This window comes from Enterococcus sp. XAF26B05_ASV22 (genome assembly GCF_056727285.1).
Genome location: NZ_CM161538.1, coordinates 700,453 through 716,970 on the forward strand (window position 1 = coordinate 700,453; position 16,518 = coordinate 716,970).

Annotated in this window: 17 protein-coding genes and 1 tRNA gene; 15 read left to right on the forward strand and 3 right to left on the reverse strand. The window is 33.2% G+C overall.

Annotation, left to right across the window (positions count from 1 at the left end; translation table 11 throughout):
- Window positions 1-383 precede the first annotated feature (383 nt).
- From AC1PU0_RS03505 to AC1PU0_RS03520, 4 genes are all read left to right on the forward strand, one after another.
- Window positions 384-851 carry a FeoA family protein gene (locus tag AC1PU0_RS03505; RefSeq protein WP_069653711.1) on the forward strand — a complete coding sequence of 156 codons (468 nt, stop codon included), beginning with the start codon at window positions 384-386 and terminating at the stop codon, window positions 849-851.
- A gap of 3 nt (window positions 852-854) precedes the next feature.
- A complete protein-coding gene (feoB, locus tag AC1PU0_RS03510) occupies window positions 855-3,008 on the forward strand; it encodes a ferrous iron transport protein B (protein ID WP_479998712.1) in 2,154 nt (717 codons plus the stop codon).
- 4 nt (window positions 3,009-3,012) lie between these two features.
- The gene (locus tag AC1PU0_RS03515) at window positions 3,013-3,144 is read left to right on the forward strand and encodes a FeoB-associated Cys-rich membrane protein (RefSeq protein WP_111246918.1); all 132 of its coding nucleotides are present in this window, start codon (window positions 3,013-3,015) and stop codon (window positions 3,142-3,144) included.
- A gap of 110 nt (window positions 3,145-3,254) precedes the next feature.
- A tRNA-Lys gene (locus AC1PU0_RS03520) sits at window positions 3,255-3,327 on the forward strand.
- 144 nt (window positions 3,328-3,471) lie between these two features.
- On the opposite strand, the gene AC1PU0_RS03525 is transcribed toward AC1PU0_RS03520, so the two are convergent.
- The 3 genes from AC1PU0_RS03525 to AC1PU0_RS03535 are packed head-to-tail and all read right to left on the reverse strand — an operon-like array spanning window position 3,472 to window position 5,547.
- A complete protein-coding gene (locus AC1PU0_RS03525; protein WP_479998713.1) occupies window positions 3,472-4,608 on the reverse strand; it encodes a tyrosine-type recombinase/integrase in 1,137 nt (378 codons plus the stop codon).
- 41 nt (window positions 4,609-4,649) lie between these two features.
- A complete protein-coding gene (locus AC1PU0_RS03530) occupies window positions 4,650-5,135 on the reverse strand; it encodes an ImmA/IrrE family metallo-endopeptidase (protein ID WP_479998714.1) in 486 nt (161 codons plus the stop codon).
- 40 nt (window positions 5,136-5,175) lie between these two features.
- Window positions 5,176-5,547, reverse strand: a complete 372-nt coding sequence (locus AC1PU0_RS03535; protein ID WP_479998715.1) for a helix-turn-helix domain-containing protein — start codon at window positions 5,545-5,547, stop codon at window positions 5,176-5,178.
- 166 nt (window positions 5,548-5,713) lie between these two features.
- Between AC1PU0_RS03535 and AC1PU0_RS03540 the strand changes: the two genes are divergently transcribed.
- The 11 genes from AC1PU0_RS03540 to AC1PU0_RS03590 all read left to right on the forward strand — a co-directional run bounded on the left by AC1PU0_RS03540 (window position 5,714) and on the right by AC1PU0_RS03590 (window position 16,496).
- Window positions 5,714-5,923, forward strand: coding sequence for a DNA-binding protein (locus tag AC1PU0_RS03540; protein ID WP_479998716.1), 210 nt, complete (start codon window positions 5,714-5,716; stop codon window positions 5,921-5,923).
- A 10-nt stretch (window positions 5,924-5,933) separates the two neighbouring features.
- The gene (locus tag AC1PU0_RS03545; RefSeq protein WP_479998717.1) at window positions 5,934-6,542 is read left to right on the forward strand and encodes a SprT-like domain-containing protein; all 609 of its coding nucleotides are present in this window, start codon (window positions 5,934-5,936) and stop codon (window positions 6,540-6,542) included.
- Between the two features lie 760 nt (window positions 6,543-7,302).
- Window positions 7,303-7,473, forward strand: coding sequence for a DUF6906 family protein (locus AC1PU0_RS03550; RefSeq protein WP_479998718.1), 171 nt, complete (start codon window positions 7,303-7,305; stop codon window positions 7,471-7,473).
- A 41-nt stretch (window positions 7,474-7,514) separates the two neighbouring features.
- Complete coding sequence (locus AC1PU0_RS03555) at window positions 7,515-7,841, forward strand: hypothetical protein (RefSeq protein WP_479998719.1); 327 nt, start codon at window positions 7,515-7,517, stop codon at window positions 7,839-7,841.
- 2 nt (window positions 7,842-7,843) lie between these two features.
- Window positions 7,844-8,221, forward strand: coding sequence for a DUF961 family protein (locus tag AC1PU0_RS03560; RefSeq protein ID WP_479998720.1), 378 nt, complete (start codon window positions 7,844-7,846; stop codon window positions 8,219-8,221).
- A gap of 132 nt (window positions 8,222-8,353) precedes the next feature.
- The gene (locus AC1PU0_RS03565; protein ID WP_479998721.1) at window positions 8,354-9,556 is read left to right on the forward strand and encodes a hypothetical protein; all 1,203 of its coding nucleotides are present in this window, start codon (window positions 8,354-8,356) and stop codon (window positions 9,554-9,556) included.
- Between the two features lie 419 nt (window positions 9,557-9,975).
- Entirely contained in the window at window positions 9,976-11,154 is a 1,179-nt protein-coding gene (locus tag AC1PU0_RS03570) for a replication initiation factor domain-containing protein (protein ID WP_479998722.1), read from the forward strand.
- A 129-nt stretch (window positions 11,155-11,283) separates the two neighbouring features.
- Complete coding sequence (locus tag AC1PU0_RS03575) at window positions 11,284-14,163, forward strand: SpaA isopeptide-forming pilin-related protein (RefSeq protein ID WP_479998723.1); 2,880 nt, start codon at window positions 11,284-11,286, stop codon at window positions 14,161-14,163.
- A 63-nt stretch (window positions 14,164-14,226) separates the two neighbouring features.
- Window positions 14,227-15,837: a conjugal transfer protein gene (locus AC1PU0_RS03580; RefSeq protein ID WP_479998724.1), complete on the forward strand. Its 1,611-nt coding sequence runs from the start codon at window positions 14,227-14,229 to the stop codon at window positions 15,835-15,837.
- Between the two features lie 3 nt (window positions 15,838-15,840).
- The gene (locus AC1PU0_RS03585) at window positions 15,841-16,092 is read left to right on the forward strand and encodes a TcpD family membrane protein (protein WP_479998725.1); all 252 of its coding nucleotides are present in this window, start codon (window positions 15,841-15,843) and stop codon (window positions 16,090-16,092) included.
- Between the two features lie 2 nt (window positions 16,093-16,094).
- Window positions 16,095-16,496, forward strand: a complete 402-nt coding sequence (locus AC1PU0_RS03590; protein ID WP_479998726.1) for a TcpE family conjugal transfer membrane protein — start codon at window positions 16,095-16,097, stop codon at window positions 16,494-16,496.
- Window positions 16,497-16,518: the final 22 nt, after the last annotated feature.

The following is a 16,518-nucleotide window of genomic DNA, read 5'->3' on the forward strand; positions in this document are numbered from 1 at the left end:
TACCATGTTTTGTGTTTTTGAAAGAAATATGAAAGCTCGTAATCTCTAGATTTAGGCGACTTTTCAAGCTGTTTTTGTGCTAAAAAAAGAAATTTATTAAATTTTGAATTAGAAAATATGGAGGCTAAAGCACAAGATATAGTGGTGAATGAAAGTAAGACACACTACAAAAATTGAGGCAAATCAGCGTGGAGAGTATTTTCTTACTATAGGTAGATAGAACATTGATTTAAGTCTCACAAACAGGTATACTTGATGAGAACGATTATCAGTATCAATGGGAGAATGAATGAAACTTTTTCACAAGATTTCGCTTTAAAAGGGAAATGATTGGGATGAATTATGTTACAAGATACTGGCTTTTAAAATAGGAGGATCACTAAATGTTGACATTGGCACAAGCAAAGTTGAATAAGGTTTATACAATTGAAGGAATTCAAGCGGAAGGTTTTGCCAAGAAACATCTAAATAACCTTGGTTTTGTCTCAGGAGGAAAAGTGGTATTGGTGAATTATTCTAGGGAGAATGGGATCGTTTTGCTACATAATAGTCGAATTGCGATTAATGTATCTGTATTGCAGCAGATTACAATAGTAGAAAAAAGTATCAATGAGGAAAATTGGCTATCGCTCGATCAATTAACAGTGGGGGAGAAAGCTCGCGTCATTGGGATTCATGGACAAGGTGCTGTTAAAAGACGATTAATGGATATGGGACTAACAAAAGGGGTGGATTTACTAGTCAGAAAAATGGCGCCTTTAGGGGACCCGATTGAAATCAATCTTCGTGGATACGAATTAACGTTAAGAAAAAATGAAGCAGAACTAGTCTTGGTGCAGAAAGAAGGATAAGGAATGGAAGAACGGCATATTGCGTTGACAGGAAATCCCAATAGTGGGAAAACAACGACATTCAATGCGTTAACAGGCGCAAATCAATATGTAGGAAATTGGCCGGGTGTTACTGTTGAACGAAAAGAAGGAAAGCTTAAAAAAAATAAACAGATAACGATTCAGGATCTACCAGGTATTTATTCTCTATCTCCTTACACACCAGAAGAGGGGGTTGCCAGAGACTATTTACTAAGTGGTGACCCTGACGTGATTATTAATATCGTTGATGCTACAAATTTAGAACGAAACTTGTATCTGACAACTCAATTGATGGAAACTGGGATTCCCGTTGTTGTTGGGTTAAATATGATGGATATTTTAGATAAAACTGGGAAAAAAATCAATAGTGAAAAACTCGCTTATGGTTTAGGTGTGGATGTACTAGGAGTTAGCGCCCTAAAAAATCGAGGACTGGATGCGTTGATAACAAAAGCAGTAAAAGAAACAGAAACCTTCCCAAAAGAATTTAACTATCCAACTTATGATAATCGTTTAGAAGCAGCCCTAAATGAAATTATAGTTGTTTTAGGGAACCGTGTACTGGAAAGACAAGCTCGGTGGTACAGTATCAAATTGTTTGAAAGAGATACTAGAGTCATAAAAGAGCTAGTATTGAGTTCAGCGCAGCAAGATGAAATAGAAGAAATTATTAAAATCACAGAACAAGTTTTCGGGGATGATAGTGAATCGATTGTCATTAATGAACGTTACGAATTCATTACTCGCTTAACGGCTCTGTGTTCTATCGAGAGAAATGAAATCACATTCAATACTAGTGATAAAATCGATCGAATCGTGACAAATCGTTGGTTGGCTTTACCCATTTTCGCTGTGATTATGTGGTTTGTTTATTATTTAGCAATTCAAACTGTAGGCACGATGGGGACTGACTGGATCAATGATGAATTGTTTGGAAATCTTGTTCCCAATACCGTTGAAGGTTTATTAGCTAATTGGCAAGTAGCACCTTGGATGCAACGTTTGATTTTAGATGGAATCATAGCTGGGGTGGGTGCTGTACTGGGATTTTTACCACAGTTAGCAGTGTTGTTTCTATGTTTAGGCTTCTTAGAAGATTGTGGCTATATGTCAAGAATTGCCTTTGTGATGGATCGCTTATTTAGAAAATTTGGGTTATCAGGAAAATCGTTTATCCCGATGCTGATTGCAACAGGTTGTGGCGTACCAGGTGTCATGGCTAGTCGTACGATCGAAAATGAAAAAGACCGTAAGATGACGATCATGGTTACTACGTTTATGCCCTGTTCAGCAAAACTACCAATCATTGCCTTGATTGCAGGTGCCTTTTTTCCAAAAAGTAGTTGGGTTTCTCCATCCGCTTATTTTATTGGGATCGCAGCAATCGTATTATCGGGGATTGCATTGAAGAAAATACATTCGTTTTCAGGTGATCCAGCTCCATTTATCATGGAATTACCAGCGTATCATATGCCGCAATTACGTGGTGTTCTTCGTCACGCATACGATCGCAGTAAATCATTTGTGAAGAAAGCAGGAACAATTATTTTCGTGATGAGTATCATTATTTGGTTTACGTCTACCTATACGTTTACTTTGCAAGAAGCAGAAGCGGATCAAAGTATCTTAGCCAATTTAGGGAAAGTCATTGCACCAATATTCGCACCACTTGGCTGGGGCACTTGGCAGGGTGCAGTTGCTACGATAACAGGTTTAGTTGCAAAAGAAAACGTGATCGGTACATTTGGTATTTTATTCGGACATGTAGGGGAAGTCTCGGAGGATGGCGTGGAAGTTTGGTCTGCGTTACAAGGAGCCTTCACTCCAGTTGCGGCCTATTCATTTTTAGTCTTTAATCTATTGTGCGCCCCGTGTTTTGCAGCAATTGGTGCAATCAGAAGAGAGATGGGCAATTTGAAATGGACTTGGGGAGCGATTGGATATCAATGTGGTTTAGCGTATGTGGTTAGTTTTATTATCTATCAATTTGGGCATGTGATCTTTGAGAATGGTCATATTGGAGTGGGGATACTGATTGCAACACTACTCTTGATTATCATGGGGTATTATTTAGTGAGAAAACCAAAGATAAAAGAAGAACCAGTTATTACAATGGCAACGTTAGAAAGAGGGTAAAAACATGGCCACATTTATTTTAGCAGTAATGATTTTTGGCGCAGCTGGATATGTTGTCTATTCTCGAATCAAAAAAGGGAAGAGCTGTGATGATTGTCACACCACATGTCCTGTAAAAAAAGAACAAGGAGAGTAAAAAAGTTAGGTATAATGAGATAAACCAGTCGTAACTTATTTCGTTGTATCTGACGTTTTTTCTTGAATAAACAACTTTCAAGTGCTACACTATTTAAGTACTAGTTATTTGGGTCGTTAGCTCAGTTGGTAGAGCAGCTGACTCTTAATCAGCGGGTCATGGGTTCGAGCCCCTTACGACCCATTGGGTGCCAAACCCACGAGAATGGTATTCTGTCGGCGTTTTAGGACGTTTAGAAGATGGAATATGCGTTCTCTTTTTTTGTTTTCTAAAAATGTTGATGCCTAAAAATGCCTACTTACTAAAAGTTGGTAAATAGGCAATGATTTAAAAGAGGTTATTTAATTTATCACTCATAGATTTTTGTTTATTTGGGTATAAGTGTCCATAGGTATCTATTGTAGTTGTAATAGAGGCGTGTCCTAAGCGTTCTTTGATCGCTGTGGGTTCTTCGCCGTTATGAATCAACAAAGCAACGTGAGAGTGTCTGAAATCATGTAATCTAATAGGTTCAATGTTTAATTCATTCTCTTTGATGATTCGCTTGATTCTTCTACTAAAGAAGTCCCTTGATGGATGGTTTTCGTTATACTGAAAGACTAAAAGAGAATCAGGATTAAAATTCTGAAAGTGGTCAAGAAGAAACTGCTGCTGACTTTCTTTCCATTTCTTTAATCTTTTCAATAGATTGCTATTAATAGTCACGAAACGACGACTGTTTATTGTTTTAGGTTCAGTGGTGATATATTCCCCTCTAATAAGTGAAGCAGTCTTATTCACTCTTATTTCGCTTCTATCGAAGTCAATATCATTCCATGTTAATGCAATCATTTCCCCTGCACGTAAGCCAGTCAAAAATGCTATCTGATAAAATAGTGATGTGTATGGCTCTCTTTCTTCATCAATAGCAGCAAGAAAAATTTTGAAAGTGTTAGCTGTCCAGAAATTCATTTCTTTCTTTTGAAATTTCAATTTTTCGACATTTCGGCATGGGTTCTCCATGATGATGTTTTCTTTTATTGCTGTATTGAACAATTTTCCCAGTAATATCATAATTTTATTTATTGAATTTTTAGAGAGAGTTTTTTTTGCAACAGATTCTTTTATCAGTAAGCAGTTTTGAAAATCGTTTATTTGTTTGAATCTGAGGGAAGTAATCAAAGCATTTTTGAAAAAAGGCTTGATGTGATTCTTATACAATTCTTGTTGTGATCTAATATAACTTGCTTTTTGGTTGCTTGTGTATTTTTCAAAATAAATCTCTTGAATATCTTCTAAAGTGAAAGAACTTGCTGAAACAAGTTTTTTTTCATGATATAAGCGAATGTATCGGGCTTCGAGTTCCTGAGCTTTGCTTTTTTTCTTTATTCCTTCTATTCTGACTCGTTGCTGTTTTTTTGTTATTGGATCGATTCCTAAAGAAACATCGATTTTGTAACCATTCTCTTTTTTGCTAATTGCCAAAATAATCACCTCTCTAAACGGGAACGTACGTTCTTTTTTTATTAAAAAAAATTAGCTACCATATTATTATAATATTTAAGGCTAACTATATCGGGATCAATGTTAAAATACACTGCTATTTCTTTATGATTCATATTTTCAATGTAAATAGCTTCTTCTTTAAGAATTTTGTCAGGTAATAAGAGTTCGCAAGCGAAATTGTCCGCTTCTTGCTCGATCTTTCCAGTAAAAGCGATAGTACTTAGGCTCATTTTGAAGATATTTAGATGCTTATGTAGGAAATAGTGCCCAAGCTCGTGAGCTATCACTTTATCAAATAATTTTTCATTTTCAATTTTTTGATTGATGTGAATGATGTAATGATTACTATAATACTGTAGAAAGCCATTAACGTTACCCAAATCTGATTTTAATATCAATATACCTAAATATTCAGTGATGGCTACAGGATCATTAGTATTATAAAATTCAACAATCCTAGTAGCCTCTTCTTTTATTGTTCTACTTATCCCGTTGATACGTTCCACCTTGCTTTCTATTTTTGAAAGTGTACATTCAAAAATATCGTCATTCTTTTTTCTTCATGTCATCAACTGTTTTAATAGCATTTTTCATTGCAATTTTAATGAGTCTTGCTGTCTCCTCATCAATATCGCCGTCTTTCAAGAACAAAAGGGTATCTTCATGTTTTAATTCTTCAAAAGTTTCCTCGATAGTTTTATCGAGTTTTGATTTGTTTGGGCTATCAATGTCCAATAGGTAATCAGAACTCACATTAAAGATTTGAGTGAGCTTGGTAATAATATCACCACTTGGAATAGATTTATTATTTTCATAATCACTGACTGAACTCTGTTTTAAGAAAAGAAGGTCAGCCAATTCGTTTTGTTTCATATTTCTAGAAGCTCTAAGTTGTTTTAGTTTATCGCCAAAAGCCATAAGAATCACCTCATTTCCTTCATAATATCACTTTAGTCGATATATTATTAGTGAATATAAAATAAATCTATATTTATCGTTGACATATCGGTTTAGCCGTTGTATATTATATATAGAGAAACGGTTTAACCGATAATTTATACAAAAAATTGACAGGAGCGATAAAATGATGATTAAATTCCTCACAGCTAAAGAAGTGAGTGAGTTAATGAAATGTAGTGTACCAAAAGCTTATGTAATTATTAGAAACTTCAATGTAAAAATGGAACAAGAAGGATTCAAAACTGACAAGGGTCGAGTTAATGAAGAACAATTTGCTAAAGCTTATGGTTTTGGAGTTGAGATCAATATGAATAAAAAACAAGAACAGGAGTAGTGATAGGAAGATGAAAAAGAAACCAGTTTTATCAGAGATTGTAAAAATGTTAGAAAATGCGTTTGATGTTTTAAATGATAAATACTTTGAAAGTTCACTTTCAAAATCAGTTATTACTATACAGAGCACTCCGTCAGCATATGGGCATTTTACAGTTGATAAAGTCTGGAATCTTTCAAAAGATAGTAAGGCTTATGAAATTAATTTAGGAGCTGAAACACTAAATAGAAAGATTGAAAATGTAATAGCCACTCTTATTCATGAGATGGTACATCAGTATTGTGCAGAAAATGATATTAAAGATGTATCCAGAGGAGGAACTTATCACAACAAGAAATTTAAAGCGGAAAGTGAAAAGCGAGAGTTAATTATTTCATATTCTGCTCGAATTGGTTGGAGTCTTACAGAGCCTTCGGAAAATTTAAAAGAATTTGTTAACGGAAATAAAGCGTTTGAAAATATTTCTTTATACAGAAAGGGAGGAATAAAAAAAACATCAAAAAAGAAATCTAGCACTAGGAAATATATTTGTCCATGTTGCGAGCAAACAGTCAGAGCGACTAAAGAAGTAAACATTTTATGTGGTGGATGTAATGAAAAAATGATTTGTTCGAATTAAAGAATGTTATTGAAATTGAGTCTAAAAGAACGCTTAATACTAATTATCACTTTTTCTTTTTATGCTTTGGTTTTGTTCGACCAAGTACATATTCAAATAAGAAAAAAAAGAAGAAAGATATAACAAAAAGACAGATAACAAAATTAAGCTTTGGAAATAATCGTATTAACATACCTGATATAAGCATTGATATTAATACAACAAATTTATAATCTAGTCTATTTAATCTCATAATTTTTCTCCTAAATATTTTTCTTAATTATATACTAAAAAATATCTTGGTGTAAATCGGTATTATGATAACTAAAAATAAATAATTGGATTGTAAAAAAAACTCGCTTTAATGAGATATCTTATTAAAAGCAAAGATATTTCATTAAAACAAGTTTTTAAGAATCTATTTCGATTGGTGAATTTTATGAAATTGTAGAAGTTAAGGAAAGGTTCTATTTCTAAAATTTGTTTTAGCTGATCTTTGAAAACTGAATAGCCAATCCGAGGGAATCTGACTTGCTCATTTATGAGATTATAAGATTTCTTCGGATCGTACAAAGAGTGCTTAAACTTCTTTGTATGCTACTCCGTGACAAGAATTAGTATACAAGAAATTGGTTAGAAAGTCACTCTTTGCGTGTTTGTAGTTTGCAACGAAAGAAAACTACAAAACAAATATATTTTAAGTTTTGCAGTAATAGCGTGACATGATTGTGCCATGAAACTGCAAAATTTATTGATTAATATGAAGGAGTGATTTGTATAAATGAAACAATTAAAACGTCCAACTAGAAAAGAAAAAGAATTGATTTCAAGTCAGAAAATTGGCGGAATTGTTTTAAATCCTAAAAATTGGCTAGTAGAAAGACGTGCGGTAAATGAAATTATTGTTGCTCACCGAACTAGCGGAAAAATAAGAACATTAAAAACTGCATAAAAGATGCAGAAAAAACTAAAAATTGAAAGGAAGTACAAAAGATGGGTGTAACAAAATTATTTATTTCTCCTAATGAATTAGGAACAACGATCATGCAAAAACACGTACGGACATTAACAAAGCAAAATGGGAGAAATCGAGTTCCCGAGTTTGAATTATTTGAAGTTGCAACGGAGAAAAAAGGGGTAGTTGAAATTCAAGTACCTGTTGAAACAGCAATTAAAGGGATTAAATACGGCGCACCAATTGAGGTTGTTGATCCTGTAGTTATTCCACGATCTGTGGTGAACAAATTCAATGATGCAAAACGAGCAAAAGTTGAGTATATTCTCACAGTGTCAGAATTAAAAATTAAAGGGGGCGCATAAATATGGCGATTACATTTGAAAATAATATTGTTCCTGCGAATGCAGAAAAAACGCTAGGTTCTTTGATGTTTATTAGTGAATTAGAAGGACGTCAAGGATATGAAAATGGTGAAAGAACTGGTGAAATTGTTGACAAAAGAATTGAAGTATCAAGTGATGTACAGCAATCAGGTATTAAAATTGTATTGCCAAGTGATACAAATTTAAGTGGTTTTAAGTTTGGTGATCAAGTTGAATTGGTTGATGTAACGTTTATGTGTTGGGCGATGATCGATGCCGATGCTTATGGGAATTTTGCTGATAGTGATGTGAAAGTAACAGCGGCGGGAATTAAGAAAAAAGGTGCAGTTGCACCACAAAAAACAACTGAAAATAAATAATAAGTTTTATTAGCTGCGGTAGTGAAAGGGGGATTTGTTGTTTTAATAAAGTATAAAGGTTTAAGAATCAGAAAAAGACACAAAAGCGCACCAGTAAGGTTTATTTTCTATTTGATGTTGCCAGTGTTGGTTATGACTGGATATTTAGACTATATTTTATTTAACCAAGGTAAATCAGAAATTTATATGGTTGCCGTTTGTGTAACTGGTTTAGTCTTATCTATGGTAGTAACTTATTTTATGTTGTATTTTCCTTTCTATAATTATTTTAAAAGATTACTGCATAGAAGTAAATTATCAAAAATGATTATAAGTAGACGGCTTTTTGTTGAAGCGGTAAAAACAGGAAACGCCAAAGGCAAAAAAACTGTCTACTTCCCCAAAATATTTTATCAATACAAGGAGGGCTTCATCTATGTTCGTTTCCCGCTTGATTTGGGACCTTTTCAGAGTAAATTTAATGAACTTGCGGGTGAACTGGAAGAAGCCTTCTTCTGTGATATGCAAGAAGCACAAAGAGAGGAAGGATATATTTGTTATAAGCTACTTTATGACATTGAAAAAAATCGATTAAATATAAAGGATTTAGTTGTAGAAGATTTTGTTTTACCATTAATGAAAAATGCATCATGGGAGATCAATAAAACACCCCATGCACTTATTGCGGGTGGTACTGGTGGAGGAAAAACCTATTTTATTCTTTCTTTGCTGAAAGCTTTGATTCCTATGGGTGCTTTAGTAGATATTTGTGATCCTAAAAAAGCGGATTTACTTGATTTGGGAGATTTACCATTTTTTGAAGATCATGTCTATTATGGAGCGGGTATCATATCTTGTTTAGAAAAAAATGTAGAAGAAATGCTTGATCGTTATGATCAAATAAAAGGTTCACCAAACTATAAAACTGGGAAAAACTATTCTCATTTCGGTTTTAAGCCAAAATTTGTTGTAGTTGATGAATGGCCTGCATATTATTCTTCATTAGATACAAAAGAAAAGAAACGAGCTATGCAATTACTTAATCAAATTATTTTGATGGGGCGTCAATCAGGATATTTTTTAATCTTGGGTATGCAACGACCTGATGCAAAATATATTGATGGTGCTTTGCGTGATAGCTTTGGTTTACGTGTAACTTTAGGGAAAATGTCTCAACAAGGGTATAAAATGATGTTTGATTCGACAATCAAATCATTGTTTAATAAACCAATTAAAGGGCGTGGGTATGCCGATGTTGGAACAGAGCAAGTAAGTGAATTTTATTCTCCTTTTGTGGATAAAGATTTTGATTTTATGGAAGAGTTTGCAAAATATCCACCGCAAGAAATGGCATAAATATTTATAAGCTGATATTTAAGAGTTGGCTAAATTATTGATTGAATGAACGGCATAATTTAATAGAAAAATATGAACAGTGATAACAAGGACTATTGAAGCTTGCTATCATTTTTTTATTGTCATTTTTTTTAACAGCTCCGTACAATGCGTAACAGAAGAGTAAAAAGTAAGTCACGGTCGTTAAGAGGAGCGTGAGAGCCGTCGGTGACGGCTCAACGGTAGTGTAGTGAATCGTGCGAACGTGGTGAGTGGCGTAGCCGCTCACCTGAAAACCCCCGTTTTCTGCTAGGGGGGTAAAAATAACGAAAAATTTCGACTAACTAGTACTAAAATCGTTGATTTAGTAAGTTTTAGAAGAGTTAATTGTCTGTCACATAATGAAATTTTTTGAAAAGAAATTGTGACAAGTGAATGAGGTGGCAAGAATTAAAGCAAACGATTTAAAAAATATGAGGTTGAAAAGAAATTTAAGTCAGAAAGTAGTGTCAGATACGCTTGGCTTTGATCGTTCCTTTTTAGCTAAAGTTGAAAAGGGTGAAAGAACTCTTTCAGAAGCAAAATTTGAACAATTGATTCGTTTTTATCAATCAATTCATGTGAGTGACATTATTGAAGCTAAATTTGATTATGTGCGTATCAGGTTTCCAACTCATGATATCAAAAAAATCATTGAAGAAGTTCTGTGTATGGAATTTTGCTACTTTGATAAAAAAGGAAGTGGGCTCTTTGGTTATTCAGAAATGTATTACCTAGGAATGATAAGAGTTCTGAATTCTGTGAAGGGAAGTGAAAGAGGAGTCTTAATCGAATTGTCAGGTCAAGGCTGTAGAAATTACGATTGTGTGTTAGAGGAAAGGCAAGAAGGGTGGAAAGAATTTATTCAACGTTGTTATGAAAATAAAGGGGTAGCGACTAGAATCGATGTTGCTTTAGATGATTACAAAGAGATTTTTTCTATACATGAAATGGCAAGAAAGATAAAAAAAGGTGAGTACATTACTAAATTTCGAACGAAACGAACCATTTTTCAGGATGATCTTGGCGATGATGAAAAAGAAGGGGCTACAGTATATTTAGGATCAAGACAAAGCTTGATGCATTTCTGCTTTTATCAAAAAAATTATGAGATATCAAAGCGGGAAAAAATTCCGATTGAAGAAATTGAAGTGAAAAACCGTTATGAAGTAAGAATGATTAATGATAAAGCAAGAATGTTTTTAAAGGAATATATGGAAAACTTTGATTTTGCTGAGCTTATATTAGGGATTATCAGCAATCAATTGACGATGCTTGAAATTGATAGTACAGGTGAAGCTGTTGTGTGGAAAAAATGGTTGAAGTTTATCGGTAACTCTGATGCAATCAATCTGAAAATTGAACCAGAAAAACCGACTTTGAAGAAAAAAGTGGCATATGTCGATTATTTTATGGCTCGCACATTGAAGACGATTCAAGTTGTTGATGATGTGTTAGGTACAAATCGTTTAAAAGATATCATTAATAAGGCTGAATTGAGAGAAGCAGATGAAAAGTTAATTGAAATTGAGATAGCTGAAACAAGTGATTTTGCTAAAAGAACAGGTGTGTTGATGTGATGTTTTCGATAATCGCTTATAAAAGGGGCAATTGATCGAACGAAGTGATCCATTGTGCATTTTGTAAGTGCCAAATCGGCACGTTTTAAAGCCGATTACTAAAAATATGAAAAATAAGGAGATAATAAGATGTTAAGTAAAATGAGGTGGTCACGTAATTTGTTTGTTTTGTCTACTTTATTACTTGCGATTTTTGGAGGTTCGGAGAGTGGAGATGCAAAAATTGTTAGTGTTGATTCAGGTCAATATTTTGATGCCAAAAATAGTTTGTTAATTGAAAAAAGTCCTGTAATTAAAGGGTTTGAAGTTTCTACAAACGTACCGTCAAATCGTATGGAAATATATGATAAACCTAAATCGGCGAGTCATGCAGGCTCTTCTGAAGCGGGTATGGCATTTTTTGGATCAGATGCTTTCAAATCAAAACATTATGGGAATTATGAAAAAGGATATGCAAGTAAATCTTTTGTTATTAAAAATCCTACTTCTGCAGACAAATTTACTGTCAAGTGGAAGAATGTGGGAAGTTATAATGGTAAATCAATCGATCTAAAGATGGATATGTTGGGCATTACTTATCGTTTAAACCCAACTGCTCCAATAACCATGGCAAATAAAATATGGCTTGATATTTCTGAAAGTCCTTTTAATGGGTTTGTTAATGGCAATATGGGACATTTTGAACCAGAGTTTACTTTTTTTGATTCTGGAACAGGAAGTGAAATTAATTTTGAGGGTGATAGTTATTTAACTTTCAATTCTTTAAATGGAAATCTTCCGAATTATGCAGGCGAATTTGTAAATTACTTAAATGATGATGTTAGTGTGGAAAGTTCTTCCTCAACAGCTTATTTGGCAAAAGATACAAATATTCAATTTAAACAATTTACAGATTCAAGTAAATCATCATATTTGAACAAACCAGTTTTTGTTGGTGTCAGTGATAATTTTGTTGATCAATTGGGATCTGATAATTTTACTAGGAACTCTGTGTCATTTCAAATTAAGGGGAAAAGACAAAAGTTTGTATTAGGTTCTGGCTTGGCTAGTGGTTGGTTTGCTTTATCTTCTGCTACTGTTTTTAGTACTAAACCTGAAAATCCTATGAAAGATGTATTAGATGATCAAGGTCGATCTGTTAACAAACAGGAAGTACTTGCTAATCAAAAGTTAGTATATGCAATTGATCAAAAAGTTCATAATTTGGGTGTTGATCTACTGGAAAGATATAGTAAATTTGAGTTTATTGATCCGCTACCAGAAGAAGTAATTTTTGAAAGTGCGAAATTTGAAGCTGATCCAAAAGGTGCCATTAGTTATGATAAGGAAAAACATACCGTTAAGTATCAGGCGTCTAATGACTTTTTACAGTCGATGCCTTTGAAAGGTGAAAGCTATAGATTGAAAATTAATGTAAAAGTGAAAGATGATATAAGGTCAAAGACAATCTTCAAAAATCAGGGGAAAGTAGTTCTTGATACCCATGAATCCCCAACCAATAAAGTAGAAAATAAAGGTTCTGACCCAAAAGGTACATTTACAATCTATAAAGTAACAGATCAATTAACTGGGTTTGAAAATGAAACACTGCTGCCAAAATATGAAGAAAAACCGCAGGCTGATGTATCTTATCAGATCACAGCGGAAGAGCCTGTAACACTTACTGATGGTACTTTAGTTGCTGAAAAAAATTCTGATTTTGGTAAAATTACAAGCGATGAAGAAGGTATTGCCACTAAAAAAGATATTTATGCGGGAAAATATAGAGCGGTTGAGGTAGCAGCGCCTATAGGGATTCAAGTTGATCCAACGCCTATTATAATTGATGTTGTTTCGAATAAAGATACTGCTACAGGTAAAGGTGAGCAAAAAGATCCATTACAAGAAGTTGAGTTGAAAATACACAAAACTTTTGAACAAGAAGACGGTACTTTTAAAGAAATAGGGGGTGCCAAATTTGGTTTGTTCCATGCTATTAATCATAAAATTGATGATGAAAATGTGATTTTGAAAGACACGTTGGTATCAGAAATTGAAATAGATGAAAAGGGACAAGGCACCTATAAGGGAATCTTAATTCCAGAACAGCAGTATTACATTAAAGAAATTTCTACCAAAGAGGGCTATCAACTTAATCAAGAAAAATTCTATTTTTCTTATATACCAGTTTCTAATGATGCGGTTCATATGATTGAATTATATGGAAATGGATACATTGATGCCGATGTGAAAAAAGACTATGAAACAGAAAGAACTGAGAAAAACGAAAATAAGAATCCAGAAGTAACTTCTGGTGAGGATTCGAAAGAGTCGACAAGTCAAAGTAATACAGAGCAAACTGAAGAATCGTCTACTGATAACTCAAAAGAAGATGTTGAGCTTGTAGATATTAAGAACTTGCTTATTAAAGAGAACAATATTGTCAAATCAATTTTAAAAGAAGACGGTTCAAAGGTTGATCATTATGAGCTATTGTCCAATGGAGAAAAAGTTATGTTTGAAGGACTTGTTTACATTGGTGATAATGAAAAAATAGAATCTTTGAAAGTCGTTGATGAATTGCCGAATGGTTTTTCTTTTGAAGAGTCAAAAATCTATGATGAATCAGGAAATGATATCACTAATCAAACAACCATAAAAAATGAAGGTCAGAAAGTTACTTTAGAAATTAAAAATGAGTACGCAAAAGAACTTCGTAGAACCTCAATTCGATGGGTGATTCAAACTGCTTACAAATTCAGTATGGATCATAAAGATCAGGTGTTTGAGAATCAAATGCATTTGATTTTAAATGATGAAGATATTCCATCAAATATTGTTACACTTACACCGCCTGATATTGAAGAAAAACCAGTTGTACAAAAGCCTAAAGGGATTTTGCCAAACACTGGTGAAATACAAGGCTATTTGAGTGTTGTAGGTGTAGCGTTAGTTTTATGTATTGTTGCTTTCTGGTATACCAGAAATGAACAAAATCCAGAGGACGAATCGAATGATAAAACTGAATAATTCAAACAAGACAAGGAATGATTCATTTCTTGTCTTTATTTATGGAAAGCGAGGGAAAAACATTTGAATAAACAGTTAATAATAATTTTAGGTCTTGTCATTCTTTTTGTGGGGTATATGGGCTTTATGTTTGTTCGGAAAAACAAAAAAAGAAATGGTTTAGGTAAAAAAAAGAAAGTTGTTCCAGAGTATACTCAATTTGAAGTTCCATTAAATTCAATTGAAAAGAAAACAAATTCAAAAGAATTGTATACAGAAAAAGGTGATCGGACGTGGTGGTATAAAATCACTATTTTCTTTCCTGAAAAGGCACCGCTTGAATTTGATTTCTATTCTTATAGTGACGATGTGACAAGAGAATATATTCTAAATGATCGTTTTTATGTAAACGATCGTGAAATCTTGATTGTTGATGAAGAGGGTGAACATTACTATAACCAGAACAAAATTGAAAAAATAGACTATCTCCAAAGAAAAGTTATTGCACCATCAAATATTGAAGCTGAAGAATCTTTTGAAGACGATGTTAAACAAATCGAAAAAGAGACGTTTGAAGAAATTGAAAGTGTACATTCAAAAAAAGAAGTTGAGTCGGTATCGCAGATTGAAATTGCCGATTCTTTTGAAAAAAAAGATCAATCATTATTTGAAGATCAAAGTAAGAAGCGCCGTTTCTTGAAAAAAAGTAAAGTAAAAAATCCTAATATTAAAAAAATGGAAGCTAAAACTTTTAATTGGATTTTTGTTGGTGTGATTTGTTTCATGGTTTTTAGTGGTGTGTTTGCTCTATTTCGTACCTTTGGTATTGGTGGGCGTCTTGATGTTGTGCAAGCTGATTTAAGTAAAGTTTCTAAACTATCTAGTGATGTTACTGGTGGTGACGCACAAGAAAGCTATCCTTTTGAATTAAATGAGTTTATGCAAAAATTTATTGAATTGTACGTCCCAGTATCAAATGATAATACAGCTATGGACGAGCGTGCAGAGAAGTTGAAAGATTATTTGTCCTCAAATGTTTCTCTAGATAAAGAAATTAGCATGACAACTCGGAAACTGATTTCTAGTGAATTGAATAATATTGAAAAACACGATAAATTCACAACAGCACAATATAAAGTTGTTTACTCTTTGGAAATTCCGCATGAAAAAAACAAGGAAGTTACGACTGATAAAAAAGTTAATGATGTTGAAAAAGAACCCTTTATTGAGTATGAAACACAAGAAAAAACAACTTTTTTAAATGTTGATTATGTTGAAAAAGATAATAAGTTTTCAATTGTATCGTATCCATATTTTAGTGTATCTAAAAAATTAACGATGGTTAATGAGGGGTTATCTAAAAATGAACAAGCAGCTACTGCACTAAATGGAGATCAATTGAAAGAAGTTGAGAGCTTCTTAGATATCTTCTTGGCTAAGTATGCTAGTGGAAGTACCGAGGAATTACAATATCTAATGAAAAGTGTCGAATCGTTAGGTGATAATTATGAATTAAAAGATGTGGAATCAATAGAAGTGTTTTCTCATAAAGATTATATAACAGTTTATACAAAAGCAAACTTTATTGAGAAAAGTTCTAAATTACCACATAAAGAAGTGTTCTCATTGAAACTTGTAAAAGAAAATAATCAATATAAAATTGACGAACTGCGTCATAACTTAGGAGGATTTTAGTAAATGGTTACTTTAAATAATTTAGTTTTGGGGTTACCTAGCCTTGGAGGGCTTAACTCATGGGCTACAACAGAAGTACAAATTGCAATTGGATTGGTTGCGTTAGTTATATGTATTGTTTTAGCAGTGAAACAAAAAATCGGGCCGATGATCGGTGTAATATTTGTAGCTGCCTTCATTTTCTTCATGGCTAATGATCCAAAGACTGTTTTTAATGCGATTGGTGAGATATTTAAGAAAATCATTGGTGGATAAATATGAAGAAAAAGAAGTTATTTAACTATAAAAAGGCTTTAACGGTTCCTTTTATGATTCAAAAATTATGGCGAGGCTTTACGTTAGAGAATCCACTTGAATTAACAAAAGTGGTTGTTTTTGGGGGAACTTTGATTGCATTGTTCACCGTGTTGAGACCGTTAATGTTGCTATTAGGTGTTTTAAAAGGGTTAGATATTGCAGCTTATATTTTATTGCCTGTTGGTATGGTTATGCTTTGGGATAAGTTGGAACCTGATGGTTTGAAAATTCCTCAGTACGTAATAGATTTTTTGTTTTATTTAATCACATACAAAATAGGAAGAAAAGTAATTAATCAAAATCAAACATTTACAGATTTAAAAGAAAAGGAACTGATAGTATTTGAAAAAATATCTGGTTAGGGTTTAAAATCCCTAACCAATA

Excerpts from the sequence above, each read along its gene's own strand:
- AC1PU0_RS03505 (WP_069653711.1), top strand. The coding sequence starts at position 384 with ATGTTGACATTGGCACAAGCAAAGTTGAATAAGGTTTATACAATTGAA.
- feoB (WP_479998712.1), top strand. The coding sequence starts at position 855 with ATGGAAGAACGGCATATTGCGTTGACAGGAAATCCCAATAGTGGGAAA.
- AC1PU0_RS03515 (WP_111246918.1), top strand. The coding sequence starts at position 3,013 with ATGGCCACATTTATTTTAGCAGTAATGATTTTTGGCGCAGCTGGATAT.
- AC1PU0_RS03535 (WP_479998715.1), bottom strand. The coding sequence starts at position 5,547 with ATGGCTTTTGGCGATAAACTAAAACAACTTAGAGCTTCTAGAAATATG.
- AC1PU0_RS03540 (WP_479998716.1), top strand. The coding sequence starts at position 5,714 with ATGATGATTAAATTCCTCACAGCTAAAGAAGTGAGTGAGTTAATGAAA.
- AC1PU0_RS03545 (WP_479998717.1), top strand. The coding sequence starts at position 5,934 with ATGAAAAAGAAACCAGTTTTATCAGAGATTGTAAAAATGTTAGAAAAT.
- AC1PU0_RS03550 (WP_479998718.1), top strand. The coding sequence starts at position 7,303 with ATGAAACAATTAAAACGTCCAACTAGAAAAGAAAAAGAATTGATTTCA.
- AC1PU0_RS03555 (WP_479998719.1), top strand. The coding sequence starts at position 7,515 with ATGGGTGTAACAAAATTATTTATTTCTCCTAATGAATTAGGAACAACG.
- AC1PU0_RS03560 (WP_479998720.1), top strand. The coding sequence starts at position 7,844 with ATGGCGATTACATTTGAAAATAATATTGTTCCTGCGAATGCAGAAAAA.
- AC1PU0_RS03565 (WP_479998721.1), top strand. The coding sequence starts at position 8,354 with ATGACTGGATATTTAGACTATATTTTATTTAACCAAGGTAAATCAGAA.
- AC1PU0_RS03575 (WP_479998723.1), top strand. The coding sequence starts at position 11,284 with ATGTTAAGTAAAATGAGGTGGTCACGTAATTTGTTTGTTTTGTCTACT.
- AC1PU0_RS03585 (WP_479998725.1), top strand. The coding sequence starts at position 15,841 with ATGGTTACTTTAAATAATTTAGTTTTGGGGTTACCTAGCCTTGGAGGG.
- AC1PU0_RS03590 (WP_479998726.1), top strand. The coding sequence starts at position 16,095 with ATGAAGAAAAAGAAGTTATTTAACTATAAAAAGGCTTTAACGGTTCCT.